The 22539-nt window shown below is 68.3% G+C and carries 30 protein-coding genes; 26 read left to right on the top strand and 4 right to left on the bottom strand.

Annotated elements, in window-relative coordinates:
- Positions 1-8: 8 nt before the first annotated feature.
- From ACFY15_RS05010 to ACFY15_RS04995, 4 genes are all read right to left on the bottom strand, one after another.
- Complete coding sequence (locus ACFY15_RS05010) at positions 9-2129, bottom strand: hypothetical protein (RefSeq protein ID WP_390687609.1); 2121 nt, start codon at positions 2127-2129, stop codon at positions 9-11.
- Positions 2126-2851 (bottom strand): hypothetical protein, encoded by a 726-nt coding sequence (locus tag ACFY15_RS05005; RefSeq protein WP_390687610.1) that lies wholly within the window; start codon positions 2849-2851, stop codon positions 2126-2128. Before ACFY15_RS05005 ends, ACFY15_RS05010 begins: the two co-directional genes overlap by 4 nt.
- 94 nt (positions 2852-2945) lie before the next feature.
- A complete protein-coding gene (locus ACFY15_RS05000; protein WP_390687611.1) occupies positions 2946-3668 on the bottom strand; it encodes a Crp/Fnr family transcriptional regulator in 723 nt (240 codons plus the stop codon).
- A 79-nt stretch (positions 3669-3747) separates the two neighbouring features.
- Positions 3748-6237, bottom strand: coding sequence for a YfhO family protein (locus ACFY15_RS04995; RefSeq protein WP_390687612.1), 2490 nt, complete (start codon positions 6235-6237; stop codon positions 3748-3750).
- 401 nt (positions 6238-6638) lie between these two features.
- Here ACFY15_RS04995 and rpsL point away from each other — a divergent pair, with 401 nt between their 5' ends.
- The 26 genes from rpsL to rplO all read left to right on the top strand — a co-directional run bounded on the left by rpsL (position 6639) and on the right by rplO (position 22423).
- The gene (gene rpsL, locus ACFY15_RS04990) at positions 6639-7010 is read left to right on the top strand and encodes a 30S ribosomal protein S12 (protein WP_007265893.1); all 372 of its coding nucleotides are present in this window, start codon (positions 6639-6641) and stop codon (positions 7008-7010) included.
- A gap of 2 nt (positions 7011-7012) precedes the next feature.
- The gene (gene rpsG, locus ACFY15_RS04985; RefSeq protein WP_007265894.1) at positions 7013-7483 is read left to right on the top strand and encodes a 30S ribosomal protein S7; all 471 of its coding nucleotides are present in this window, start codon (positions 7013-7015) and stop codon (positions 7481-7483) included.
- Between the two features lie 39 nt (positions 7484-7522).
- Positions 7523-9655: an elongation factor G gene (gene fusA / locus ACFY15_RS04980; RefSeq protein ID WP_390687613.1), complete on the top strand. Its 2133-nt coding sequence runs from the start codon at positions 7523-7525 to the stop codon at positions 9653-9655.
- A 149-nt stretch (positions 9656-9804) separates the two neighbouring features.
- The gene (gene tuf / locus ACFY15_RS04975) at positions 9805-10998 is read left to right on the top strand and encodes an elongation factor Tu (RefSeq protein WP_079429296.1); all 1194 of its coding nucleotides are present in this window, start codon (positions 9805-9807) and stop codon (positions 10996-10998) included.
- A 127-nt stretch (positions 10999-11125) separates the two neighbouring features.
- Entirely contained in the window at positions 11126-12313 is a 1188-nt protein-coding gene (locus ACFY15_RS04970; RefSeq protein WP_390825011.1) for a hypothetical protein, read from the top strand.
- A 454-nt stretch (positions 12314-12767) separates the two neighbouring features.
- Positions 12768-13076 (top strand): 30S ribosomal protein S10, encoded by a 309-nt coding sequence (rpsJ, locus tag ACFY15_RS04965; RefSeq protein WP_003948644.1) that lies wholly within the window; start codon positions 12768-12770, stop codon positions 13074-13076.
- A 14-nt stretch (positions 13077-13090) separates the two neighbouring features.
- Positions 13091-13735, top strand: coding sequence for a 50S ribosomal protein L3 (gene rplC, locus ACFY15_RS04960; RefSeq protein WP_045945285.1), 645 nt, complete (start codon positions 13091-13093; stop codon positions 13733-13735).
- A gap of 4 nt (positions 13736-13739) precedes the next feature.
- Positions 13740-14390, top strand: a complete 651-nt coding sequence (rplD, locus tag ACFY15_RS04955) for a 50S ribosomal protein L4 (protein ID WP_007265900.1) — start codon at positions 13740-13742, stop codon at positions 14388-14390.
- Positions 14390-14713, top strand: coding sequence for a 50S ribosomal protein L23 (gene rplW / locus ACFY15_RS04950; RefSeq protein WP_007265901.1), 324 nt, complete (start codon positions 14390-14392; stop codon positions 14711-14713). Before rplD ends, rplW begins: the two co-directional genes overlap by 1 nt.
- Positions 14714-14752: 39 nt before the next feature.
- On the top strand, positions 14753-15589 hold the full coding sequence (rplB, locus tag ACFY15_RS04945; protein WP_007265902.1) for a 50S ribosomal protein L2: 837 nt from the start codon (positions 14753-14755) through the stop codon (positions 15587-15589).
- 12 nt (positions 15590-15601) lie between these two features.
- The gene (rpsS, locus tag ACFY15_RS04940; protein WP_007265903.1) at positions 15602-15883 is read left to right on the top strand and encodes a 30S ribosomal protein S19; all 282 of its coding nucleotides are present in this window, start codon (positions 15602-15604) and stop codon (positions 15881-15883) included.
- 43 nt (positions 15884-15926) lie between these two features.
- Positions 15927-16274 carry a 50S ribosomal protein L22 gene (gene rplV / locus ACFY15_RS04935; RefSeq protein ID WP_007265904.1) on the top strand — a complete coding sequence of 116 codons (348 nt, stop codon included), beginning with the start codon at positions 15927-15929 and terminating at the stop codon, positions 16272-16274.
- Positions 16274-17113 carry a 30S ribosomal protein S3 gene (gene rpsC / locus ACFY15_RS04930; RefSeq protein WP_007265905.1) on the top strand — a complete coding sequence of 280 codons (840 nt, stop codon included), beginning with the start codon at positions 16274-16276 and terminating at the stop codon, positions 17111-17113. The genes rplV and rpsC overlap by 1 nt, the downstream gene beginning before the upstream one ends.
- 5 nt (positions 17114-17118) lie before the next feature.
- A complete protein-coding gene (gene rplP / locus ACFY15_RS04925) occupies positions 17119-17538 on the top strand; it encodes a 50S ribosomal protein L16 (protein ID WP_007265906.1) in 420 nt (139 codons plus the stop codon).
- A complete protein-coding gene (gene rpmC / locus ACFY15_RS04920; protein WP_079429299.1) occupies positions 17538-17762 on the top strand; it encodes a 50S ribosomal protein L29 in 225 nt (74 codons plus the stop codon). Before rplP ends, rpmC begins: the two co-directional genes overlap by 1 nt.
- Entirely contained in the window at positions 17762-18043 is a 282-nt protein-coding gene (gene rpsQ / locus ACFY15_RS04915; protein ID WP_030008467.1) for a 30S ribosomal protein S17, read from the top strand. Before rpmC ends, rpsQ begins: the two co-directional genes overlap by 1 nt.
- Positions 18044-18142: 99 nt before the next feature.
- Positions 18143-18511, top strand: a complete 369-nt coding sequence (gene rplN / locus ACFY15_RS04910) for a 50S ribosomal protein L14 (protein WP_003956455.1) — start codon at positions 18143-18145, stop codon at positions 18509-18511.
- 2 nt (positions 18512-18513) lie between these two features.
- Entirely contained in the window at positions 18514-18825 is a 312-nt protein-coding gene (rplX, locus tag ACFY15_RS04905) for a 50S ribosomal protein L24 (protein WP_007265909.1), read from the top strand.
- Positions 18825-19376, top strand: coding sequence for a 50S ribosomal protein L5 (gene rplE / locus ACFY15_RS04900; protein ID WP_358893649.1), 552 nt, complete (start codon positions 18825-18827; stop codon positions 19374-19376). Before rplX ends, rplE begins: the two co-directional genes overlap by 1 nt.
- Before the next feature lie 5 nt (positions 19377-19381).
- Positions 19382-19567, top strand: coding sequence for a type Z 30S ribosomal protein S14 (locus tag ACFY15_RS04895; protein WP_003956452.1), 186 nt, complete (start codon positions 19382-19384; stop codon positions 19565-19567).
- A 223-nt stretch (positions 19568-19790) separates the two neighbouring features.
- Positions 19791-20189 carry a 30S ribosomal protein S8 gene (gene rpsH, locus ACFY15_RS04890; protein ID WP_007265911.1) on the top strand — a complete coding sequence of 133 codons (399 nt, stop codon included), beginning with the start codon at positions 19791-19793 and terminating at the stop codon, positions 20187-20189.
- A gap of 20 nt (positions 20190-20209) precedes the next feature.
- Positions 20210-20749, top strand: coding sequence for a 50S ribosomal protein L6 (gene rplF, locus ACFY15_RS04885; protein WP_390687615.1), 540 nt, complete (start codon positions 20210-20212; stop codon positions 20747-20749).
- 2 nt (positions 20750-20751) lie between these two features.
- On the top strand, positions 20752-21135 hold the full coding sequence (gene rplR / locus ACFY15_RS04880; RefSeq protein WP_030026334.1) for a 50S ribosomal protein L18: 384 nt from the start codon (positions 20752-20754) through the stop codon (positions 21133-21135).
- A 45-nt stretch (positions 21136-21180) separates the two neighbouring features.
- Positions 21181-21783 carry a 30S ribosomal protein S5 gene (gene rpsE, locus ACFY15_RS04875; RefSeq protein ID WP_007265914.1) on the top strand — a complete coding sequence of 201 codons (603 nt, stop codon included), beginning with the start codon at positions 21181-21183 and terminating at the stop codon, positions 21781-21783.
- Positions 21783-21965, top strand: coding sequence for a 50S ribosomal protein L30 (rpmD, locus tag ACFY15_RS04870; RefSeq protein ID WP_005313525.1), 183 nt, complete (start codon positions 21783-21785; stop codon positions 21963-21965). Before rpsE ends, rpmD begins: the two co-directional genes overlap by 1 nt.
- Before the next feature lie 2 nt (positions 21966-21967).
- Positions 21968-22423, top strand: a complete 456-nt coding sequence (gene rplO / locus ACFY15_RS04865; protein WP_344163495.1) for a 50S ribosomal protein L15 — start codon at positions 21968-21970, stop codon at positions 22421-22423.
- Positions 22424-22539: the final 116 nt, after the last annotated feature.

The raw sequence follows: 22539 nt of genomic DNA, 5'->3' as shown, positions 1-22539 counted from the left end.
GCCTCCTGTCAGGCGTGGGCCGGGGGACGGGCGAGAGCGGCGCGCATACGGTCGGCGACTGCCGGTCGGGGCCGGCCGTCCAGCCCCCGCATGGTCTCGAGCAGGTGGTCGAGGCGGGCTGCGTCGCGAGGGCCGGTGGCGACCGCGGGCAGCAGGTCAGCGAGGACCCGTGCTGTCCGCGGGTTCGCGTCGGCCGCCCGGACCCAGCTCCGCAGCGCGTCCTCCGCGCGTTCGTTGGCCGTCCGGTCGTTGAGCGCGCCCCGGAGCAGTCGGGCGATCGCGGCGGACTCGGAGTGCGACCGGGACGCCACGTCCAGCAGCGGAGGGCAGGCGGTCTCGTCCATGCGCTCGCAGGCTGTGAGGAAGCCGTCCAGGGCCAGTGCACGCGCCGAAGGGTGGCCGTCGAGGGCCGGGAGCAGGGCATCCAGCGTCGGAGCGGACGCAGACGAGAGCAGCAGCAGGGCGACGGACTGGGGGAGCTCTTCGGAGACCTGCTGGTCTCCCGCGCTCGTGCGGGACTGTTCGAGCTTGTTGTCATACTGGTGCCGGGCCTGTGCCTGAAGGGCGCAAAGGGTCTCGAGCGGGCGCTCGGGCCCGATCAGCCCGAGCGCCCGGACCCCCACCCAGCAGCGCTTCGGATCCTGGCCGGAGACGCTCCAGGCGTCGACGATCCGAGGGATGTTCGGGGCTCCGATGCGGTGGGACAGGGTGAGGGCGCTGACCGCCGTCAGCTGGCGCCGGGATTCCTTCGCTCCTGCCCAGGGCTCGATGATCAGAGCCATCGTCGACGGCAGGTCGGTGTAGGCGAGGACGGCGACGGTGGCCGCCGCCCGGGTCCGTACGAAGGGGCGCCCGTCGACGGAGAGCGCGTTGAGCCATTTGATCAGCGCGGGTCGGGCTGCAGGATGGCCGGTCCAGACCTCACGGAGCACGACCGGTGCCACACGTTCGTCATGGAAGGCCGCCTTGACCTGTGTGACCGGACCCCATTCGGTCCTCTCCTGGTCCTGGTAGCTGTGCGCCCGTGCGCTCTGCAGCCGTTTGCCGATGTGGGTGCCGAAGACCGGAATCGGCTTCTGGTACCTGTCGTCGCCGGTGCTCCGCAGGGCGCTGTACAGGACGTCGCTCAGCTCCGCGGTCAGCGCGTACGGCCCGCGGTCGAAAGCGGCCAACGCGATCAGGAACGCCTTCTCCCGTAGCTGCACCGGTGATTCCGCCTCCTCGAACCACTCCTGGACCTGCGCCACCAGCGTGCCGAGCGAGTACTGCTCGATCCGCTGTTCGTCGGCCTCCGCGAGGACCGCGACGTACCGCACGACCTCACGGATCTGCCGTTCGTGCGTGAGGAACTCGGCAACGGCGGGCAGGGCCAGGAGTCGCTGCGCGCGTTCGGCGCCGGTCTTCTTGGGGAGCAGGGCCGCGAGTACGGTCACCGCCGCAGGCGGGTGCCAGGAGGCGAGCTCGACGTTGTCCTCGACGTAGGGACTACGGCCCGTGGTGATCACGAGATAGCCGTCGAGTTCCCGCATGCGGCCGCGCAGCGACAGGACGTGGGCCTCCCGCAGCGGCTGCTCGCGTGAGATGTCCAGGTCGCACAGCACGTGGCCGACGGCACTGTCCTCCGCGGTCAGCCGCAGGCTCAGCTCGCTCGGCTTCACCTCGCGGTCCAGGGCACGGACCGGTGTGGCGCCGAGATGGTGCAGCAGCATGAGAGCCGCCGTGCGACGGCCGGTGAACGGGTCACCCGCCAGGACGATCACCCGTTCCTCACGCAGCCTCTCCAGCAGCTGGGCGAACGGGGTGCCTTCCGGTACGAAGTCTGCCGCGAGCCGTTCCAGGGTCTCGGCGGGGATCTCGCCCGAGGCCTGCCCGCCGCCGAAGCCCCCGAAGTTGTAGTGGTTCTCGGTCTTGCCGCCCGTGATGATGTCGCCGATGACCTGCCGTGCCGCGACGCCGTGATTGGTCCCTCGGAAGTGGAGCCCCATCGAACTCGGGGCGTGGGCGTCCAGGTCCCGGCGAGCGGCCCAGGGTTCCTGCGCGGGCCGTTCCGCCTCGACGCTGGGTTCGCCCTCGCCCTGCCCTGCGGCAGGTGCCTCCGGCCCGCTCTGCGGTGCCGCTTCCTCGCTCACCGGCGCCCGCCCGGGCCGCCGAAGCTGATGTCGCCCTGGACCTGGTTCGCGACCAGACCGTGGTTCGTGCCCCGGAAGTCGACGCCGGCCGGGGCGGGCGGCTGCGGGTTCCGGGGCGGGGTCCGTGGGGGAGCGGGGGGAGTGGTGGGAAGCGGTCCGTGGAGCCAGGCGGCCATCGGGCCGTTCTTGGTGGGCACGGTGATCGCGTGGAACTCGTCCTTCGGGATGCCGAGGTGGTCGTGGGCGACGATGCCCGCGTGCACGGACTCGGACACGCACAGCGCGAAGTCGTCCGCACGTTCGCGCAATGAGGCCCGCAGCTGGTCACCGTCGAGGAGGCGGCAGGCGTTGTTCACGTCCGTGCCCACCCAGCCGCCAAACTCGTCGATGTCGACGAACCCCGTCGCGAGGACGGCACGGAGCCGGATCTGTGCCGAGTTGGCGGCCAGCCGGTTGACGGCGCGCAGTTCTGCCGGCGCGTCCTTCAGCAGCGCGCGCAGCAGGTCGGTCAGCGGAACGGCGGGATCGATGAGCTCCATGACCGCGTCACCGCGGTCCTCCCGTCGCCGCAGGCTCTGGTCGGCCCCGGCCCGGACCAGGACGCGGTCGACGATCCCGAAGAGCATCCGTCGGAGGTAGCCCTGCTGGACGTCGTCGCGGTCGCTGAACCGCTCGGTGTCGATCAGGAGCAGGGTGCGGGAGAGGGGTTGTGGGTGCGTCATGCGAGTAGCTTCGGCCGACCGGGACCACCACTGTGAGGGAGGATGACGCACCCGAATGTGACCGTATGCACTGAAGGGAGCGGCGATGTGTTCCTCAGCCGGTCGGCGACTGGGCCCGGGCGATCCGGTGCAGCACGTTCGGCCGCGTGATCACCAGCGTGCGCCGACCCGTACTGATGACGCCCCGGTCCCGCAGGCTCTTCAATTCCCGCTGCACCATCTCGCGCGAAGCTCCCACGGCGCCCGCCAGCTCCTGCTTGGTCAGCGGGACGGCCACCTCCACCCCCTCCGTGGTGTGTCTGCCGTGGATCCGGGCGAGGTCCAGCAAGAGCACCGCGAGCCGCTCGCGGACCGGCATCGAGGCGAACTGGAGGTTGCGCCGGTCGGCCTCGCGCGTGCGGTCGGAGGCCAGGGCCAGCAACTGGAGCGCGACGTCGGGGTGCCGGCCGAGGAACACGCGGAAGGATTCGTGCGCGATGACGACCGCGCGGACCTGTTCGAGTGCGGTGATGGTTGCGGAGCGAGGCCGGCCGGTGAGCGCCGCGGACTCTCCGATGATGTCGCCCGGCCCGCGCAGGGCGAGCAGGGCCTGGTAGCCGTTGGGGTGTGTCGCGGTGACCTTGGTCCAGCCCCGCAGGATCAGAAGGATGTGCGCGGTGGGCTCGTCCTGGTGGAGCAGGGTGCTGCGGGGCTGGTAGACCACCTCGCGCCCGAGCGCCCGTAAGGCGGCGCCGTCCGCGTCCTCCAGCCGGGCGAGCAGGGGGACCCGGTCGTCCAGCCCACCTTCGCCGTACGCCGGGCCCGCACCGTCTGCCATCTGCAACCGCCCCCGCCCCTGTCGATCAGGGCGGTCAATGTACTCAACAACGGCCTTGGCCGGTCCCGGAACTGAGAGATCAGCCCGCGGCCCGCTCGCGCCGACGGCGCAGGTACCCCGCCGTGGTGACCGAGGCGAGGGTCAGGAGGGCCAGGGTGGCCGCTGCGAGGCCCGGGGTGAGGCCCTTGGGGGTGTAGGTGCAGGAGAGGTGGCGGGTGCCCGGGGTGAGGGGGATGGCCAGGAGGCCGTGGAAGTTCGTCGTGGGGGCCGAGCACTGCCAGCCCGGGATGTCCGTCATCGCGAAGACGGCGGTGCCGGTGGCGGTCGCCGGGAGGGCGGCCTCGATCGTGTGGCCGCCGGCGTGGACCGCGGTGGCGCCCGTGGCGGTGAGGTCGCGGACGCGGGCGTCCAGGGCCGCGCGGTCCAGGCAGCCGATCGGGTTCGGGCCGGCCGCGGCGTTCTCGGTGCGGGTCTCCACCGTCGCGGTGACCGTGCCGGACGCGGTGACCGGGCCCAGGGGGAGGACCCCGCTCATCCGGTCCTCCAGGGGGAGGGAGCGATCGTCGGCGCGGAGGGTGCCGTAGAGCTCGGGGGAGTACCAGTAGGCCTCGGAGCCCGGGGTGCAGGCGGCCGTGTAGGTCTGGGAGGCCGGCGTGCCCGTGCGGGTGGTCCGCGGGACCTCGTAGACCGTCGCGCCCAGGACGTTCTCCTGGCGGGCGTAGACGCTGTCGGCCGGGTTGGGGGAGGTGTAGGGGGCCGGGCGGACCGTGACCAGGGGAGGGGCGGCCTGCCTGGTCGCCGTCCAGGTGCCGGGGGCGGTGCCCGGGCGGACCCGGGCGCCGATCGAGAAGATCGCGTCGAGGACCGGGTTGTCGGCGCCGAAGAAGGTCCGGCCGTCGTTCTTGTAGCCGTATCCCAGGGGCTCCAGGGCCTTGTACGTCGCCTCCGGCAGGTAGCTGCTGTAGTACTGCGGGCCCTCCGCCCGAAGCGCGAGGGCGTCGTTGTAGGAGGTCTGCGGGGCGCCCGAGTCCGTCCGGTAGGCGGGCCAGCCGTCCACCCGGCGGACCGCCTCGAAGTGGTGCGTGATCGAGCGGTTCGAGGTCGGGGCGGGCTGGGCCCAGCGTTCGCGCGAGCGGCGGGCGTCCGCGTTCGCCGCCGCGACCGTCGATTCCGCGAAGACCACGCCGATCATGAGCAGCGCGGCGACCGGGATCAGCACGCGCCGCTTCTCGCCCAGCGCGAGCAGGGTCAGGGCCAGCAGCGAGAGCGCGCCGCCGCCCAGGACCGCCGGCCAGGTCCAGCCGCCGAAGTCGTTGGTGTGGCGCAGCACGAACGTCGCCGCGACCAGCAGGCCGGCGGCCAGGGCCAGGTGCGGCGGGCGGGGCCGGTTGGCCAGGGCCAGCCAGGCCAGGACGACGACCATCCCGCTGAACACGAACGTCTCGCGGTACGGGTTGCCGTTCGGCACCGCCAGCCCGTGCCACACGTACTGGGTCGGCGGGAACTGGAAGGAGACCAGGACGAGGAGGGTGGCCGCAGCCCAGACCAGGCGGGTGCGCCCGGCGATCCGGGTGTTCAGCAGGAAGGAGCCCGCCAGGATCAGGCCCAGCGAGGCCACGTACAGGCGCGGCCGGCCGCCCCACAGGTGGGTGGCCGGGAGCATGCCCGCCAGGAACACCTCGATGCGCACCGGGTCGAAGGCCGCGGCCTTCGTGGGCTGCGAGGCGCCGCTGGAGAGGAACGAAGGCAAGAGGAGGGGGAGGGTGAGGAGGATGCCGGTCGCGGCGGCGGTGGCCGCGCGCCACAGGGCGCGCAGGCGCTGCGCCCCCGTCATGTCCAGGGTGAGCATCCGGACGGCCAGCAGCACGCAGGCGGCCATCGTGGCCATCATCGCCGTGTAGAAGTTCCCGTACCAGGCGAGCGCCACCAGGAGCGCCGCCCCCGGCCAGTGCCGGCCCTCCAGGCACCACTCGACGGCGATGCCCAGCAGGGGCAGGGCCACCAGGCCCCACAGCCACATCGGGATGTACGAGGCGTCACTGAGCGCCCAGCCGCACAGGCCGTAGCAGGCGCCGAGGACGCCGCGCTGCCACCACGGGCCGGCCTGGAGCCTGCCGAGGTAGACCGTCATCAGGGCGGCGGCCGCGCCCATCGTCACCGGGGTGATCAGGAAGACGGCCAGGTCCACGTGGGCCCGGGGGACGAGGACGGCCAGCCACGAGAAGGGGTTGCCGAGGTACGTGTAGTAGTCGGACAGGAACTGCTGTCCGAAGCCGCCGCGCCAGCTGAACAGGACGTCGCCGGCGGCCTGGCCGTGGACCAGGTCCCACAGGGCGCGGTGGAAGGGCACGTACTGGTTGGCCTGGTCGTTGATGGCCCGGCCGGTGTCGCCGAAGGGGAAGCTGCCGCGGGCCGCCCAGGCCGCGCAGAACGCGCCCGAGGCGAGGAGGAAGGCCAGCAGGGGCCCGTACAGGCGCGGCAGGGCCGCACGCCGCCGTGCCGCGGGGGCGCGGCCGCCGCCGGGGGGCGGCGCTGCCGCCGTCGTCGGCTCCGAGGTGACCGTCCCCAATGTCCTGCTCCTGGCGCTCGTACGTTTTTGAACTGACTCGCTGGGATTCGCTGGCAGTGTAGTTCGCCCGCCCTACCACGCCCGTGTGACGTCCGCGAGGCCGCCCCGGCTCCGGGGCCCCACACCCAAGGGGCGCCTGAGCTGCGCGGCCGTGCGGGCGGCGGCGGCGCGGCTCATGTTTTGACCGGAGTGGATGCGGTGGGTACGCTCAGACCTTGTGCCTGGGGTGTGCCTGGGCTCCCGCGCGTGTCCATCAACCGCACGGCGAGCCGCATCGGCCACCGCGATTCATGCGTCTCCACGCTTGCGTGGAGCTCCGCCGGATCCGACACACCCGACCGCGTGGGTCGGAAACGTTCCAGGTTAGCTTCACTACACGGCACACAGAAACCGGAGAAGTAGTGCCTACGATCCAGCAGCTGGTCCGGAAGGGCCGGCAGGACAAGGTCGAGAAGACGAAGACCCCCGCGCTCGAGGCCTCGCCTCAGCGTCGTGGTGTCTGCACGCGTGTGTTCACGACCACCCCGAAGAAGCCGAACTCGGCGCTCCGTAAGGTCGCGCGTGTGCGTCTGACCTCCGGCATCGAGGTCACCGCTTACATTCCGGGTGAGGGTCACAACCTGCAGGAGCACTCGATCGTGCTCGTGCGTGGTGGCCGTGTGAAGGACCTGCCGGGTGTTCGTTACAAGATCATCCGCGGTGCGCTTGACACCCAGGCTGTCAAGAACCGCAAGCAGGCCCGCAGCCGCTACGGCGCCAAGAAGGAGAAGTAAGAATGCCTCGTAAGGGCCCCGCCCCGAAGCGCCCGGTCATCATCGACCCGGTCTACGCCTCTCCTCTGGTGACCTCGCTCATCAACAAGATCCTCCTGAACGGCAAGCGCTCCACCGCCGAGCGCATCGTTTACGGCGCCATGGAAGGCCTCCGCGAGAAGACCGGCAACGACCCGGTCATCACGCTGAAGCGCGCGCTGGAGAACGTCAAGCCGTCGCTCGAGGTCAAGTCCCGCCGCGTCGGTGGCGCGACCTACCAGGTTCCCGTCGAGGTCAAGCCGGGTCGCCAGTCGACCCTGGCCCTCCGCTGGCTCGTGGGTTACTCCCGCGCCCGCCGCGAGAAGACCATGACCGAGCGCCTGATGAACGAGCTTCTCGACGCCTCGAACGGCCTCGGTGCGGCCGTCAAGAAGCGCGAGGACACGCACAAGATGGCCGAGTCCAACAAGGCCTTCGCGCACTACCGCTGGTAGTCGCAACCCACATCGAGACCGAGAGAAGACTGAAGCCTTATGGCTACCACTTCGCTTGACCTGGCCAAGGTGCGCAACATCGGCATCATGGCCCACATCGACGCGGGCAAGACGACCACCACCGAGCGCATCCTGTTCTACACCGGTGTGTCTTACAAGATCGGTGAGGTCCACGACGGCGCTGCCACGATGGACTGGATGGAGCAGGAGCAGGAGCGCGGCATCACGATCACGTCCGCCGCGACGACCTGCCACTGGCCGCTCGAGGACGTCGACCACACCATCAACATCATCGACACCCCGGGTCACGTTGACTTCACGGTCGAGGTGGAGCGTTCGCTCCGCGTCCTCGACGGTGCCGTCACCGTGTTCGACGGTGTCGCCGGTGTGGAGCCGCAGTCCGAGACCGTTTGGCGTCAGGCGGACCGCTACGGCGTGCCGCGTATCTGCTTCGTCAACAAGCTCGACCGTACGGGCGCCGAGTTCATGCGCTGCGTCGACATGATCAAGGACCGCCTCGGCGCGGTTCCGATCGTCATGCAGCTGCCGATCGGTGCCGAGGCGGACTTCCAGGGCGTCGTCGACCTCGTCCGCATGAAGGCCCTCGTGTGGTCCGCCGAGGCCACCAAGGGCGAGATGTACGACGTCGTCGACATCCCGGCCTCGCACGCCGAGCTTGCCGAGGAGTGGCGCGCCACCCTCGTCGAGCAGGTCGCCGAGAACGACGAAGAGATGATGGAGCTGTTCCTGGAGGGCACCGAGCCCACCGCCGAGCAGCTGCACGCGGCCGTCCGCCGCATCATCCTCGGCTCCGGCAAGGGCAAGGGCGAGCCCACGATCACCGCGGTGTTCTGCGGTACGGCGTTCAAGAACAAGGGTGTCCAGCCCCTGCTCGACGCCGTCGTGCGCTACCTCCCGTCGCCGCTCGACATCGAGGCCATCGAGGGCCACGACGTCAAGGACGCCGAGGTCGTCGTGAAGCGCAAGCCGTCGGACGAGGAGCCCCTCGCCGCGCTCGCGTTCAAGATCATGAGCGACCCGCACCTCGGCAAGCTCACCTTCGTCCGGGTTTACTCGGGCCGCCTGGAGGCCGGCACCGCGGTGCTGAACTCCGTCAAGGGCAAGAAGGAGCGCATCGGCAAGATCTACCGCATGCACGCGAACAAGCGTGAGGAGATCGACGCGGTGGGCGCCGGCGACATCGTCGCCGTCATGGGCCTGAAGCAGACCACCACCGGTGAGACGCTGTGTGACGACAAGGCGCCCGTGATCCTGGAGTCCATGGACTTCCCGGCTCCGGTCATCCAGGTCGCCATCGAGCCCGCCTCCAAGGGCGACCAGGAGAAGCTGGGTGTCGCCATCCAGCGTCTCGCGGAAGAGGACCCGTCGTTCCACGTCCACTCGGACGAGGAGACCGGCCAGACCATCCTCGGCGGTATGGGCGAGCTGCACCTCGAGGTGCTGGTCGACCGTATGAAGCGCGAGTTCAAGGTCGTCGCCAACGTCGGCAAGCCGCAGGTCGCGTACCGTGAGACGATCCGCAAGGCCGTCGAGCGTCACGACTACACCCACAAGAAGCAGACCGGTGGTACCGGTCAGTTCGCCAAGGTGCAGATCGCGATCGAGCCGATCACGGACGCCGATGGTCCGGCGTACGAGTTCGTGAACAAGGTCACCGGTGGCCGCGTGCCGAAGGAGTACATCCCTTCGGTCGACGCCGGTGCGCAGGAGGCCATGCAGTTCGGCATCCTGGCCGGCTACGAGATGACGGGCGTCCGCGTCACGCTTCTCGACGGTGGCTACCACGAGGTCGACTCCTCCGAGCTCGCCTTCAAGATCGCCGGTTCGCAGGCCTTCAAGGAGGCCGCGCGCAAGGCTTCTCCCGTGCTCCTCGAGCCGATGATGGCCGTCGAGGTCACCACGCCGGAGGAGTCCATGGGCGACGTCATCGGTGACATCAACTCCCGCCGTGGCCAGATCCAGGCCATGGAGGACCGTCACGGAGCCAAGATCGTCAAGGGCCTCGTGCCGCTTTCGGAGATGTTCGGCTACGTCGGAGACCTCCGCAGCAAGACCTCGGGTCGCGCCAGCTACTCGATGCAGTTCGACTCCTACGCCGAGGTTCCCCGGAACGTCGCTGAGGAGATCATCGCGAAGGCCAAGGGCGAGTAACTCTTCGGAGTACACGCTTTAGGCTTGCCACCGGAGCCTCTGGGGCAACAGGAGCAACCCTCCCGTTGCCCCGGGGGAGCCGGCTATCCAGCAAAGATCACCTGGCGCCGACGATCAAGGCGTACAGAACCACTCTCAGGAGGACCCCCGTGGCGAAGGCGAAGTTCGAGCGGACTAAGCCGCACGTCAACATCGGCACCATCGGTCACATTGACCACGGTAAGACGACCCTCACGGCCGCCATTACCAAGGTGCTGCACGACAAGTACCCGGACCTGAACGCGGCGTCGGCGTTCGACCAGATCGACAAGGCTCCTGAGGAGCGCCAGCGCGGTATCACCATCTCCATCGCGCACGTCGAGTACCAGACCGAGGCGCGTCACTACGCCCACGTCGACTGCCCGGGTCACGCGGACTACATCAAGAACATGATCACCGGTGCCGCGCAGATGGACGGCGCCATCCTCGTGGTCGCCGCCACCGACGGCCCGATGCCGCAGACCAAGGAGCACGTGCTCCTGGCCCGCCAGGTCGGCGTTCCGTACATCGTCGTCGCCCTCAACAAGGCCGACATGGTGGACGACGAGGAGATCCTGGAGCTCGTCGAGCTCGAGGTCCGTGAGCTGCTCTCCGAGTACGACTTCCCGGGCGACGACCTGCCGGTCGTCCAGGTCTCCGCGCTGAAGGCGCTGGAGGGCGACAAGGAGTGGGGCGACAAGCTCCTCGGCCTGATGGACGCCGTGGACGAGGCCATCCCGACCCCGCCGCGTGACACCGACAAGCCGTTCCTGATGCCCGTCGAGGACGTCTTCACGATCACCGGTCGTGGCACCGTCGTCACCGGCCGCATCGAGCGTGGTGTCCTGAAGGTCAACGAGACCGTTGACATCATCGGCATCAAGCCGGAGAAGACCACCACCACGGTCACCGGCATCGAGATGTTCCGCAAGCTGCTCGACGAGGGCCAGGCCGGTGAGAACGTCGGTCTGCTCCTCCGTGGCATCAAGCGCGAGGACGTCGAGCGCGGCCAGGTCATCATCAAGCCCGGTTCGGTCACCCCGCACACCGAGTTCGAGGCCGCCGCGTACATCCTGTCGAAGGACGAGGGTGGCCGTCACACCCCGTTCTTCAACAACTACCGCCCGCAGTTCTACTTCCGTACCACGGACGTGACCGGCGTCGTGACCCTCCCCGAGGGCACCGAGATGGTCATGCCGGGCGACAACACCGACATGTCCGTCCAGCTGATCCAGCCGGTCGCCATGGAGGAGGGCCTGAAGTTCGCCATCCGTGAGGGTGGTCGTACGGTCGGCGCCGGCCAGGTCACCAAGATCACGAAGTAATTCGTGTTCTGACCTGGTAGCTCGCTCCTGCGGGCACCAAGTTTGACGGGAGGGCCCCTTCCCCACCGCTCCGGCGGCGGGGAAGGGGCCCTTCTGCGTAGAGGACGAGCGTTCAGGGGTGGGGAGCATGGAGCAGCAGGACAGCGGACGGCCGCGGATATCCGACGAGGAGTGGGCGCGCTTCAGCGAGGAGGTCGCGCGGGAGAGCGCCGCCGCACCGAGGGAGTCCTCGGCGCGGGCGCGGATGGTCACCGGGCGGCTGCGGCGCGAGGACGAGGAACGGGCGCGCGCTGGGCGCCGGGCGTTCGGCCGGGCGCCCAGGCCGGGGGCGGGGGATCCGCCCGGCTGGCGTACGGGGCCCGCCTGGCGGGAGGGGGAGGGCCGGGGGCGGCGCAAGCGGCGCCTGAAGGCCGCGGCGGCGATCGTCGCCATCGCGGGGCTCGCGCTGGTGGCCCTGCGGCCGGAACTGGTCATCGACCGGCTGACGGGCAAGGCGGCCGCCCGCCAGGAGGCCCGTGACGCCGGCCCCCTGGCCGCGGAGACCGGGCGTCCGACGGCGGCCCCGGGCGCGGTGCCCGCCGACCGCCCGACGCCCGAGGAGCCCTTCCGGGGCTCGCCGGCCGCGCAGTGGGCCGACGGCGCCGCCGGCATCGAAGTCCCGGAGGCGGCAGCCGTGGGCGGGATGGCGAAGGAGCGGGTCGCGGAAGCGCTGGCCATGACCGAGAAGCTGCTGATCGCGTCGAACCTGGACCCCGCCACCCTGCGGGGCGAGCGGCCCCAGGCGGCGCTTGACCTGCTGGACCCCCGTCAGGACGACGGGCGGCCCCTCATCGAGAGGGGGCTGGCCGCCCCCTCGGCGGGGGCGAACCCGCTGTGGCTGTTCAGCCGGTTCGACCCGGCGGAGGTCAGGGTGGTCGGCGACGTGGTCAAGACGCGGGGCCGGATGAGCTTCGACAGCGGCCGGGACGGCGAGGTGAGGGTCCACGCCGACTACACCTTCGTCTACCCCTTGGTCCGGGCGAAGCCCGGTTCGGACGAGGTCGCCCGCACCGTGGTGCGGCGGACGCTGACCATGGCCCTCTACGACCCGCTCAAGGTGGTCGCGACCCCGGGCAGGCTCCAGGTGGTGGAGTGGCTGGAGAGCGCCGGGAACGACGACTGCCGACGGGGCGGCGCAGGGTTCCTGCACCCGACGTTCGACAGCGAGCGCGTGGCGGCGGGGACGGGCCCGTCCGGGCCGGTCGTCGATCCGTACGACCGGAGCGGGAGCGTGGCCGACATGCCGAAGGAGTGCGCGACGGCCTCCCGGTCCTGACCAGGGATCCCCGTCGCGGGCCGTGGTTTGACGTGATCGCGCGGCGGGGTATTCTCTTCGGCCCGATTGGCCAGGTACGTGTCTCGTATGGCAGACTACTCAAGTTGCTCGGCTGTGTGCCGATGCTGCGCGCCTCCCGCCGGGAGGACCGGAAGCGAGTCCCACGGTACTCGTCGTCCTTAATCTGCCTCTCGGGGCAGCAATGAGGGCGGACGTACGGGAATCTTCTGGGAAGTGTCAGCACGGTCCGCACCAGGCACTCGGTGGGTGTTTCTCCCCCCGATGCGCGGCCCAGGGCCGCACCCCCTTTGATGAGGGAGTCCCGTATGGGGATTTTTTCGGAGGGAGTGCGACACGCCCGACCGCGTGGGTCGGAGGAGAGGCGGCGGAACCCCGTTCCGCAGCCGACCGGGAGCCAGAGCGTTTCCACACGAGACAGGACTACGGAGTAGCCATGGCGGGACAGAAGATCCGCATCCGGCTCAAGGCCTACGACCACGAGGTCATCGACTCCTCGGCGAAGAAGATCGTCGAGACGGTGACCCGCACTGGTGCGTCGGTCGCGGGCCCGGTGCCGCTGCCCACTGAGAAGAACGTGTACTGCGTCATCAAGTCGCCGCACAAGTACAAGGACTCGCGCGAGCACTTCGAGATGCGCACGCACAAGCGCCTGATCGACATCCTCGACCCGACGCCCAAGACCGTTGACTCGCTGATGCGCCTGGACCTTCCGGCCGGCGTTGACATCGAGATCAAGCTCTGAGAGGCGTCGAGAAGATGGCTAAGCAGATCAAGGGCGTCCTGGGCGAGAAGCTCGGCATGACCCAGGTCTGGGACGAGAACAACCGTGTCGTCCCGGTTACCGTCGTCAAGGCCGGGCCCTGTGTCGTTACCCAGGTCCGTACCAACGACATCGACGGCTACGAGTCGGTCCAGATCGCCTTCGGCGAGATCGACCCGCGCAAGGTGAACAAGCCCCTCAAGGGCCACTTCGCCAAGGCCGACGTGACCCCGCGCCGCCACCTGGTGGAGCTCCGTACCTCCGACGCCAGCGAGTACACGCTGGGCCAGGAGATCACGGCTGCCGTGTTCGAGTCCGGCGTCAAGGTTGACGTCACGGGCAACAGCAAGGGCAAGGGCTTCGCCGGTGTCATGAAGCGCCACAACTTCCGGGGCCTCGGCGCCGGTCACGGTGTGCAGCGCAAGCACCGCTCCCCCGGTTCGATCGGTGGCTGCGCCACCCCTGGGCGTGTCTTCAAGGGCATGCGCATGGCCGGTCGCATGGGTAACGAGCGCGTCACCACCCAGAACCTGACCATCCACGCGGTTGACGCGGAGAAGGGTCTGCTCCTCATCAAGGGCGCGGTCCCCGGTCCGAACGGCGGCCTCGTCCTGGTCCGTACCGCGGCCAAGGGGGCTTGAGGTAATGAGCACCATTGACATCCTTTCGCCGGCTGGCGACAAGGCCGGTACCGTCGAGCTCCCCGCGGAGATCTTCGACGCGAAGACCAGCGTTCCGCTGATCCACCAGGTCGTCGTCGCCCAGCTGGCCGCTGCCCGTCAGGGCACGCACAAGACCAAGACCCGTGGCGAAGTCCGTGGTGGTGGCAAGAAGCCTTACCGCCAGAAGGGCACCGGCCGCGCCCGTCAGGGTTCGACCCGCGCTCCGCAGTTCGCCGGCGGTGGCGTCGTCCACGGCCCGCAGCCGCGTGACTACTCGCAGCGCACCCCGAAGAAGATGAAGGCCGCCGCCCTCCGCGGTGCCCTCTCGGACCGTGCGCGTCACTCCCGCATCCACGTCGTCACCGGCGTGGTCGAGGGTGCCGCCTCCACCAAGGCCGCGAAGACGCTGTTCGGCAAGATCTCGGAGCGCAAGAACCTGCTCCTGGTCGCCGAGCGCTCTGACGAGCTGGCGTGGCTGTCCGCCCGCAACCTGCCCCAGGTTCACATCCTGGAGCCGGGCCAGCTGAACACGTACGACGTGATCGTCTCTGACGACGTGGTCTTCACCCAGGCCGCGCTCGAGTCCTTCGTGTCTGGCCCCAAGGCCGATGAGACCGAAGGGAACGAGGCCTGATGTCTGAGGCGACCGTTACCAGCAAGACCTTCACCGACCCGCGCGACCTGCTGATCAAGCCGGTCGTCTCGGAGAAGAGCTACGCGCTGCTGGACGAGAACAAGTACACGTTCATCGTCGCGCCCGGCGCCAACAAGACCCAGATCAAGCAGGCCGTCGAGGCGGTCTTCTCGGTCAAGGTCACCGGGGTCAACACGATCAACCGTCAGGGTAAGCGCAAGCGCACCAAGACCGGTTTCGGCAAGCGCGCCAACACCAAGCGCGCCATCGTGACCCTTGCCGAGGGCAACCGTATCGACATCTTCGGCGGCCAGGCCTCCTAACGGAGGTCTAGTCGTCCGGAATCGGACGAGGACTGAGAAATGGGTATCCGCAAGTACAAGCCGACGACCCCGGGCCGTCGTGGCTCCAGCGTCGCCGACTTTGTCGAGATCACGCGGTCCACGCCGGAGAAGTCGCTGGTCCGCCCCCTGCACAGCAAGGGCGGCCGTAACAACACCGGTCGTGTGACCGTTCGCCACCAGGGCGGTGGCCACAAGCGCGCCTACCGCGTGATCGACTTCCGTCGTCACGACAAGGACGGCGTGCCGGCCAAGGTCGCGCACATCGAGTACGACCCCAACCGCACCGCGCGCATCGCGCTGCTGCACTACGCCGACGGCGAGAAGCGCTACATCATCGCGCCGCGCGGTCTGCAGCAGGGTGACCGGATTGAGAACGGCCCCACGGCCGACATCAAGCCGGGCAACAACCTCGCGCTCCGCAACATCCCGGTCGGTACCACGATCCACGCGATCGAGCTCCGCCCCGGTGGCGGCGCCAAGTTCGCGCGTTCGGCCGGTGCCTCCGTGCAGCTGCTCGCGAAGGAGGGCGTGATGGCCCACCTCCGCATGCCGTCCGGTGAGATCCGTCTCGTCGACGCGCGCTGCCGCGCCACGGTCGGCGAGGTCGGCAACGCCGAGCAGTCGAACATCAACTGGGGCAAGGCCGGCCGCATGCGCTGGAAGGGCGTCCGCCCGACCGTCCGCGGTGTCGCGATGAACCCGGTTGACCACCCGCACGGTGGTGGTGAGGGCAAGACCAGCGGTGGTCGCCACCCGGTCTCCCCGTGGGGTCAGAAGGAGGGTCGTACTCGCTCGCCGAAGAAGGCTTCGAGCAAGTACATCGTCCGCCGCCGCAAGACGAACAAGAAGCGCTAGGAGCGGGTTTAGATGCCGCGCAGTCTCAAGAAGGGGCCCTTCGTCGACGACCACCTCGTAAAGAAGGTGGACGCCCAGAACGAAGCCGGCACCAAGAACGTCATCAAGACCTGGTCCCGTCGCTCGATGATCATCCCCAGCATGCTGGGTCACACGATCGCGGTGCACAACGGCAAGACCCACGTCCCGGTGTTCGTCACCGAGTCGATGGTCGGCCACAAGCTCGGCGAGTTCTCGCCGACTCGCACCTTCCGCGGCCACGTCAAGGACGACCGGAAGTCGAAGCGCCGCTAATCGCGGGGTGGTTACGACTATGACTAACACCGAAGGGACAACCATGGAAGCCAGGGCCCAGGCGCGGTACATCCGCGTCACGCCCATGAAGGCCCGCCGCGTGGTGGACCTCATCCGTGGCATGGATGCCACGGAGGCTCAGGCGGTCCTGCGTTTCGCCCCGCAGGCCGCGAGCGTGCCGGTCGGCAAGGTGCTGGACAGCGCCATCGCCAACGCCGCGCACAACTACAACCACCCGGACGCCTCCACGCTGGTCATCAGCGAGGCGTACGTGGACGAGGGCCCGACCCTGAAGCGGTTCCGTCCGCGTGCCCAGGGCCGTGCCTACCGGATCCGCAAGCGGACCAGCCACATCACCGTGGTCGTCAGCAGCAAGGAAGGTTCCCGGTAATGGGCCAGAAGGTAAACCCGCACGGGTTCCGACTCGGCATCACCACGGACTTCAAGTCCCGCTGGTACGCCGACAAGCTGTACAAGGACTACGTCAAGGAAGACGTCGCCATCCGTCGGATGATGACGTCCGGCATGGAGCGCGCCGGCATCTCGAAGGTGGAGATCGAGCGCACCCGTGACCGCGTGCGTGTGGACATCCACACCGCTCGTCCCGGCATCGTCATCGGCCGCCGCGGCGCCGAGGCCGACCGCATCCGCGGTGACCTCGAGAAGCTCACGGGCAAGCAGGTCCAGCTGAACATCCTCGAGGTCAAGAACCCCGAGCTCGACGCTCAGCTGGTTGCTCAGGCCGTCGCCGAGCAGCTCTCCTCCCGCGTCTCCTTCCGTCGTGCCATGCGCAAGAGCATGCAGGGCACCATGAAGGCCGGCGCCAAGGGCATCAAGATCCAGTGCGGCGGCCGCCTCGGCGGCGCCGAGATGTCCCGCTCCGAGTTCTACCGCGAGGGTCGTGTGCCGCTGCACACGCTGCGCGCGAACGTGGACTACGGCTTCTTCGAGGCCAAGACCACCTTCGGCCGTATCGGCGTGAAGGTCTGGATCTACAAGGGCGACGTCAAGAACATCGCCGAGGTTCGCGCCGAGAACGCTGCGGCCCGTGCGGGTAACCGCCCGGCCCGTGGTGCCGGCGCTGGCGACCGTCCCGCCGGCCGTGGTGGCCGTGGTGGCGAGCGCGGCGGCCGTGGTGGCCGCAAGCCGCAGCAGGCTGCTGGTGCCGAGGCCCCCAAGGCCGACGCCCCCGCCGCCGCTCCGGCTGAGAGCACCGGAACGGAGGCCTGACCGACATGCTGATCCCTCGTAGGGTCAAGCACCGCAAGCAGCACCACCCGAAGCGCAGCGGTATGGCCAAGGGCGGTACTGAGGTCTCGTTCGGCGAGTACGGCATCCAGGCGCTCACCCCCGCCTACGTGACGAACCGCCAGATCGAGGCGGCTCGTATCGCGATGACCCGCCACATCAAGCGTGGCGGCAAGGTCTGGATCAACATCTACCCGGACCGTCCGCTGACGAAGAAGCCCGCCGAGACCCGCATGGGTTCCGGTAAGGGTTCCCCGGAGTGGTGGATCGCGAACGTGCACCCGGGCCGGGTCATGTTCGAGCTGTCCTACCCGAACGAAAAGATTGCGCGTGAGGCTCTCACTCGTGCGGCCCACAAGCTGCCGATGAAGTGCCGCATCGTCAAGCGCGAGGCAGGTGAGTCGTGATGGCGACGGGAACCAAGGCGTCCGAGCTCCGCGAGCTCGGCAACGAGGAGCTCGTTGCCAAGCTGCGCGAGGCCAAGGAGGAGCTGTTCAAGCTCCGTTTCCAGGCGGCCACCGGTCAGCTGGAGAACAACGGCCGGCTCAAGTCCGTCCGTAAGGACATCGCTCGCATCTACACCCTGATGCACGAGCGTGAGCTCGGTATCGAGACGGTGGAGAGCGCCTGATGAGCGAGAACAACGTGACTGAGAAGACCGAGCGCGGCTTCCGCAAGACCCGTGAGGGCCTGGTCGTCAGCGACAAGATGGACAAGACCGTCGTCGTCGCCGTCGAGGACCGCGTCAAGCACGCCCTGTACGGCAAGGTCATCCGCCGTACGAACAAGCTCAAGGCTCACGACGAGCAGAACGCTGCCGGCGTCGGCGACCGCGTCCTCATCATGGAGACGCGTCCGCTGTCGGCGAGCAAGCGCTGGCGCATCGTCGAGATCCTCGAGAAGGCCAAGTAATCACTCCGGGGGGTTTCCCCCGGATTCGTTCCGCCAGGCTCGGCCGGGGCTCCGTGAAGGAGCCCCGGCCGGGAACCGGCAGACAAACAGGAGATAGACGTGATCCAGCAGGAGTCGCGACTGCGTGTCGCCGACAACACTGGTGCCAAGGAGATCCTTTGCATCCGTGTTCTCGGTGGCTCCGGTCGCCGCTACGCGGGCATCGGTGACGTCATCGTCGCCACCGTCAAGGACGCGATCCCCGGCGGCAACGTGAAGAAGGGTGACGTCGTCAAGGCCGTCATCGTTCGCACCGTCAAGGAGCGCCGCCGCCAGGACGGCTCGTACATCCGCTTCGACGAGAACGCCGCCGTCATTCTGAAGAACGACGGCGACCCTCGCGGCACCCGTATCTTCGGCCCCGTCGGCCGTGAGCTGCGCGAGAAGAAGTTCATGAAGATCATCTCGCTCGCGCCGGAGGTGCTGTAAGCATGAAGATCAAGAAGGGCGACCTGGTCCAGGTCATCACCGGTAAGGACAAGGGCAAGCAGGGCAAGGTCATCGCGGCCTTCCCGACCGAGTCCCGCGTCCTGGTCGAGGGTGTCAACCGGGTCAAGAAGCACACCAAGGCTGGGCAGAACCAGGCCGGCGGCATCGTGATCACCGAGGCCCCCGTCCACGTGTCCAACGTCCAGCTGGTCGTGGAGAAGGACGGCAAGAAGGTCGTCACCCGCGTCGGTTTCCGCTTCGACGACGAGGGCAACAAGATCCGCGTTGCCAAGCGCACGGGTGAGGACATCTGATGGCTACCACTCCGCGTCTGAAGACGAAGTACCGCGAGGAGATCGCGGGCAAGATGCGTGAAGAGTTCTCCTACGAGAACGTCATGCAGATTCCCGGCCTCGTCAAGATCGTCGTGAACATGGGTGTCGGCGACGCCGCCCGTGACTCGAAGCTGATCGACGGTGCCATCCGCGACCTGACGACGATCACCGGTCAGAAGCCGGCCGTCACGAAGGCCCGCAAGTCCATCGCGCAGTTCAAGCTGCGTGAGGGTCAGCCGATCGGCTGCCACGTCACCCTCCGTGGTGACCGCATGTGGGAGTTCCTGGACCGTACGCTGTCGCTCGCGCTGCCGCGTATCCGTGACTTCCGTGGTCTGTCGCCGAAGCAGTTCGACGGCCGTGGCAACTACACCTTCGGTCTCACCGAGCAGGTCATGTTCCACGAGATCGACCAGGACAAGATCGACCGTACCCGGGGTATGGACATCACCGTGGTGACCACGGCGACCAACGACGCTGAGGGCCGCGCGCTCCTCCGTCACCTCGGCTTCCCCTTCAAGGAGGCGTAAGCGAGATGGCGAAGAAGGCTCTCATCGCGAAGGCTGCCCGCAAGCCCAAGTTCGGTGTGCGTGCGTACACCCGCTGCCAGCGCTGCGGTCGCCCCCACTCCGTGTACCGCAAGTTCGGCCTCTGCCGCGTGTGCCTCCGTGAGATGGCTCACCGTGGCGAGCTGCCGGGCGTGACCAAGAGCTCCTGGTAAATCCCCCTCACCCTTTGGGTGTTGAGGTTTTCCAGACGCTCTCGGTAAGCATCAGGTCGGCGGACCGCCCTGCCCGCATGCCGTAGGCTTGTGGGGTTGGGCGTCCGCCGCCCTACCGACTTACTACGCCGTAGGTCCCCGTGCCGCACCCGTCCCGCCACCGAGTGGGGAGAGGGATGGCGCATACAGGAAACCCCGGCGAGAGAGGCCGAAGGCCACTTTCATGACCATGACTGACCCGATCGCAGACATGCTCACGCGTCTGCGGAACGCTAACTCGGCGTACCACGACACCGTCGTGATGCCGCACAGCAAGATCAAGTCGCACATCGCGGAGATCCTCAAGCAGGAGGGTTTCATCACCGGCTGGAAGGTCGAGGACGCCGAGGTCGGCAAGAACCTCGTCCTCGAGCTGAAGTTCGGGCCGAACCGTGAGCGCTCCATCGCGGGCATCAAGCGGATCTCGAAGCCCGGTCTGCGCGTGTACGCGAAGTCCACCAACCTGCCGAAGGTCCTCGGTGGCCTGGGCGTGGCGATCATCTCCACGTCGCACGGTCTCCTGACCGGTCAGCAGGCAGGCAAGAAGGGCGTAGGTGGGGAAGTCCTCGCCTACGTCTGGTAGTCGGGAACGGAGGAAAAGCAATGTCGCGAATCGGCAAGCTCCCCATCCAGGTTCCCGCCGGTGTGGACGTCACCATCGACGGCCAGACGGTCGCGGTGAAGGGCCCCAAGGGTTCCCTCACGCACACCGTCAAGGCGCCGATCGAGATCGTCAAGGGTGAGGACGGCGTTCTGAACGTCACCCGTCCGAACGACGAGCGTCAGAACAAGGCCCTGCACGGCCTGTCCCGCACGCTGGTGGCGAACATGATCACCGGCGTGACCGCGGGTTACGTCAAGGCTCTCGAGATCAGCGGTGTCGGTTACCGCGTGGCCGCGAAGGGCTCCGACCTGGAGTTCCAGCTCGGCTACAGCCACCCGATCCTGGTCGAGGCGCCCGAGGGCATCTCGTTCAAGGTCGAGTCGCCGACCAAGTTCTCGGTCGAGGGCATCGACAAGCAGAAGGTCGGCGAGGTCGCCGCCAACATCCGCAAGCTGCGGAAGCCCGACCCGTACAAGGCCAAGGGTGTCAAGTACGCCGGCGAGGTCATCCGCCGCAAGGTCGGAAAGGCTGGTAAGTAGCCATGGCATACGGTGTGAAGATCGCCAAGGGCGACGCGTACAAGCGCGCTGCCAAGGCTCGCCGCCACATCCGCATCCGCAAGAACGTCTCGGGTACGGCGGAGCGTCCGCGCCTCGTCGTGACGCGTTCGAACCGCAACATCGTTGCTCAGGTCATCGACGACCTCCAGGGCCACACCCTGGCGTCCGCGTCGACCCTGGACGCTTCGATCCGCGGTGGCGAAGGCGACAAGAGCGCCCAGGCCCAGGCCGTCGGCGCGCTCGTGGCCGAGCGTGCGAAGGCTGCCGGCGTCGAGACCGTCGTCTTTGACCGCGGTGGCAACCGATACGCCGGGCGCATTGCCGCTCTGGCTGACGCCGCCCGCGAAGCCGGGCTGAAGTTCTAAGCCCCGGTTCCGGGACTCACGGACGTAACAGAGAGAGGTAATCCAATGGCTGGACCCCAGCGCCGCGGCAGCGGTGCCGGTGGCGGCGAGCGGCGGGACCGGAAGGGTCGCGACGGTGGCGCTGCCGCCGAGAAGACCGCTTACGTTGAGCGCGTTGTCGCGATCAACCGCGTCGCCAAGGTTGTCAAGGGTGGTCGTCGCTTCAGCTTCACCGCGCTCGTCGTGGTGGGTGACGGTGACGGCACCGTAGGTGTCGGTTACGGCAAGGCCAAGGAAGTTCCCGCGGCCATCGCCAAGGGCGTCGAGGAAGCCAAGAAGAACTTCTTCAAGGTTCCCCGCATCCAGGGCACCATCCCGCACCCGATCCAGGGCGAGAAGGCGGCCGGCGTTGTCCTGCTGAAGCCTGCTTCCCCCGGTACCGGTGTTATCGCCGGTGGCCCGGTGCGCGCCGTTCTGGAGTGCGCCGGCGTTCACGACATCCTGTCGAAGTCGCTCGGCTCCGACAACGCGATCAACATCGTGCACGCGACCGTGGAGGCCCTCAAGGGCCTGCAGCGTCCCGAGGAGATCGCGGCTCGCCGTGGTCTGCCCCTCGAGGACGTCGCCCCCGCGGCTCTCCTTCGTGCGCGTGCAGGGGCGGGTGTCTGATGGCTCGCCTCAAGATCACGCAGACGAAGTCGTACATCGGCAGCAAGCAGAACCACCGCGACACGCTGCGTTCGCTCGGGCTCAAGCGCCTGAACGACGTCGTCGTCAAGGAGGACCGCCCCGAGTTCCGCGGCATGGTGCACACCGTCCGCCACCTCGTGACGGTTGAGGAGGTTGACTAATCATGGCTGAGAACAGCCCGCTGAAGGCTCACAACCTCCGTCCGGCCCCCGGCGCCAAGACCGCGAAGACCCGTGTCGGTCGTGGTGAGGCGTCGAAGGGTAAGACGGCTGGTCGTGGTACCAAGGGTACGAAGGCCCGCTACCAGGTTCCGCAGCGCTTCGAGGGTGGGCAGATGCCCCTCCACATGCGCCTGCCGAAGCTGAAGGGCTTCAAGAACCCGTTCCGCACCGAGTTCCAGGTGGTCAACCTGGACAAGCTCGGTGCCCTCTACCCCGAGGGTGGAGAGGTCACGGTGGCCGACCTGGTCGCCAAGGGCGCGGTTCGCAAGAACAGCCTCGTCAAGGTCCTGGGCCAGGGCGAGATCTCCGTGGCGCTGACGGTTTCGGTTGACGCCGTCTCCGCCTCCGCCAAGGAGAAGATTGCCGCCGCCGGCGGCACCGTGACCGAGCTCGTCTAAGACGAACTCTGTGACAAATAGTTAAAACCTGACCGGGGATGCCTCACATATGGGGCATCCCCGGTTGGTCGTTCCACGGGGGGCGCAGTCGCCGGTAAGGTGGCCTGCACCTTTGC

It is taken from the genome of Streptomyces sp. NPDC001373, assembly GCF_042895815.1.
Lineage (GTDB): Bacteria > Actinomycetota > Actinomycetes > Streptomycetales > Streptomycetaceae > Streptomyces.
This window is presented reverse-complemented; position numbering and strand designations above follow the sequence as displayed.

Bases quoted from the DNA above. Each gene is read 5' to 3' on its own strand.
- ACFY15_RS05005 (WP_390687610.1), bottom strand. From the start codon at position 2,851: ATGACGCACCCACAACCCCTCTCCCGCACCCTGCTCCTGATCGACACC.
- ACFY15_RS05000 (WP_390687611.1), bottom strand. From the start codon at position 3,668: ATGGCAGACGGTGCGGGCCCGGCGTACGGCGAAGGTGGGCTGGACGAC.
- rpsG (WP_007265894.1), top strand. From the start codon at position 7,013: ATGCCTCGTAAGGGCCCCGCCCCGAAGCGCCCGGTCATCATCGACCCG.
- fusA (WP_390687613.1), top strand. From the start codon at position 7,523: ATGGCTACCACTTCGCTTGACCTGGCCAAGGTGCGCAACATCGGCATC.
- ACFY15_RS04970 (WP_390825011.1), top strand. From the start codon at position 11,126: ATGGAGCAGCAGGACAGCGGACGGCCGCGGATATCCGACGAGGAGTGG.
- rpsJ (WP_003948644.1), top strand. From the start codon at position 12,768: ATGGCGGGACAGAAGATCCGCATCCGGCTCAAGGCCTACGACCACGAG.
- rplC (WP_045945285.1), top strand. From the start codon at position 13,091: ATGGCTAAGCAGATCAAGGGCGTCCTGGGCGAGAAGCTCGGCATGACC.
- rplD (WP_007265900.1), top strand. From the start codon at position 13,740: ATGAGCACCATTGACATCCTTTCGCCGGCTGGCGACAAGGCCGGTACC.
- rplW (WP_007265901.1), top strand. From the start codon at position 14,390: ATGTCTGAGGCGACCGTTACCAGCAAGACCTTCACCGACCCGCGCGAC.
- rplB (WP_007265902.1), top strand. From the start codon at position 14,753: ATGGGTATCCGCAAGTACAAGCCGACGACCCCGGGCCGTCGTGGCTCC.
- rpsS (WP_007265903.1), top strand. From the start codon at position 15,602: ATGCCGCGCAGTCTCAAGAAGGGGCCCTTCGTCGACGACCACCTCGTA.
- rplV (WP_007265904.1), top strand. From the start codon at position 15,927: ATGGAAGCCAGGGCCCAGGCGCGGTACATCCGCGTCACGCCCATGAAG.
- rpsC (WP_007265905.1), top strand. From the start codon at position 16,274: ATGGGCCAGAAGGTAAACCCGCACGGGTTCCGACTCGGCATCACCACG.
- rplP (WP_007265906.1), top strand. From the start codon at position 17,119: ATGCTGATCCCTCGTAGGGTCAAGCACCGCAAGCAGCACCACCCGAAG.
- rpmC (WP_079429299.1), top strand. From the start codon at position 17,538: ATGGCGACGGGAACCAAGGCGTCCGAGCTCCGCGAGCTCGGCAACGAG.
- rpsQ (WP_030008467.1), top strand. From the start codon at position 17,762: ATGAGCGAGAACAACGTGACTGAGAAGACCGAGCGCGGCTTCCGCAAG.
- rplX (WP_007265909.1), top strand. From the start codon at position 18,514: ATGAAGATCAAGAAGGGCGACCTGGTCCAGGTCATCACCGGTAAGGAC.
- rplE (WP_358893649.1), top strand. From the start codon at position 18,825: ATGGCTACCACTCCGCGTCTGAAGACGAAGTACCGCGAGGAGATCGCG.
- ACFY15_RS04895 (WP_003956452.1), top strand. From the start codon at position 19,382: ATGGCGAAGAAGGCTCTCATCGCGAAGGCTGCCCGCAAGCCCAAGTTC.
- rpsH (WP_007265911.1), top strand. From the start codon at position 19,791: ATGACCATGACTGACCCGATCGCAGACATGCTCACGCGTCTGCGGAAC.
- rplF (WP_390687615.1), top strand. From the start codon at position 20,210: ATGTCGCGAATCGGCAAGCTCCCCATCCAGGTTCCCGCCGGTGTGGAC.
- rplR (WP_030026334.1), top strand. From the start codon at position 20,752: ATGGCATACGGTGTGAAGATCGCCAAGGGCGACGCGTACAAGCGCGCT.
- rpsE (WP_007265914.1), top strand. From the start codon at position 21,181: ATGGCTGGACCCCAGCGCCGCGGCAGCGGTGCCGGTGGCGGCGAGCGG.
- rpmD (WP_005313525.1), top strand. From the start codon at position 21,783: ATGGCTCGCCTCAAGATCACGCAGACGAAGTCGTACATCGGCAGCAAG.
- rplO (WP_344163495.1), top strand. From the start codon at position 21,968: ATGGCTGAGAACAGCCCGCTGAAGGCTCACAACCTCCGTCCGGCCCCC.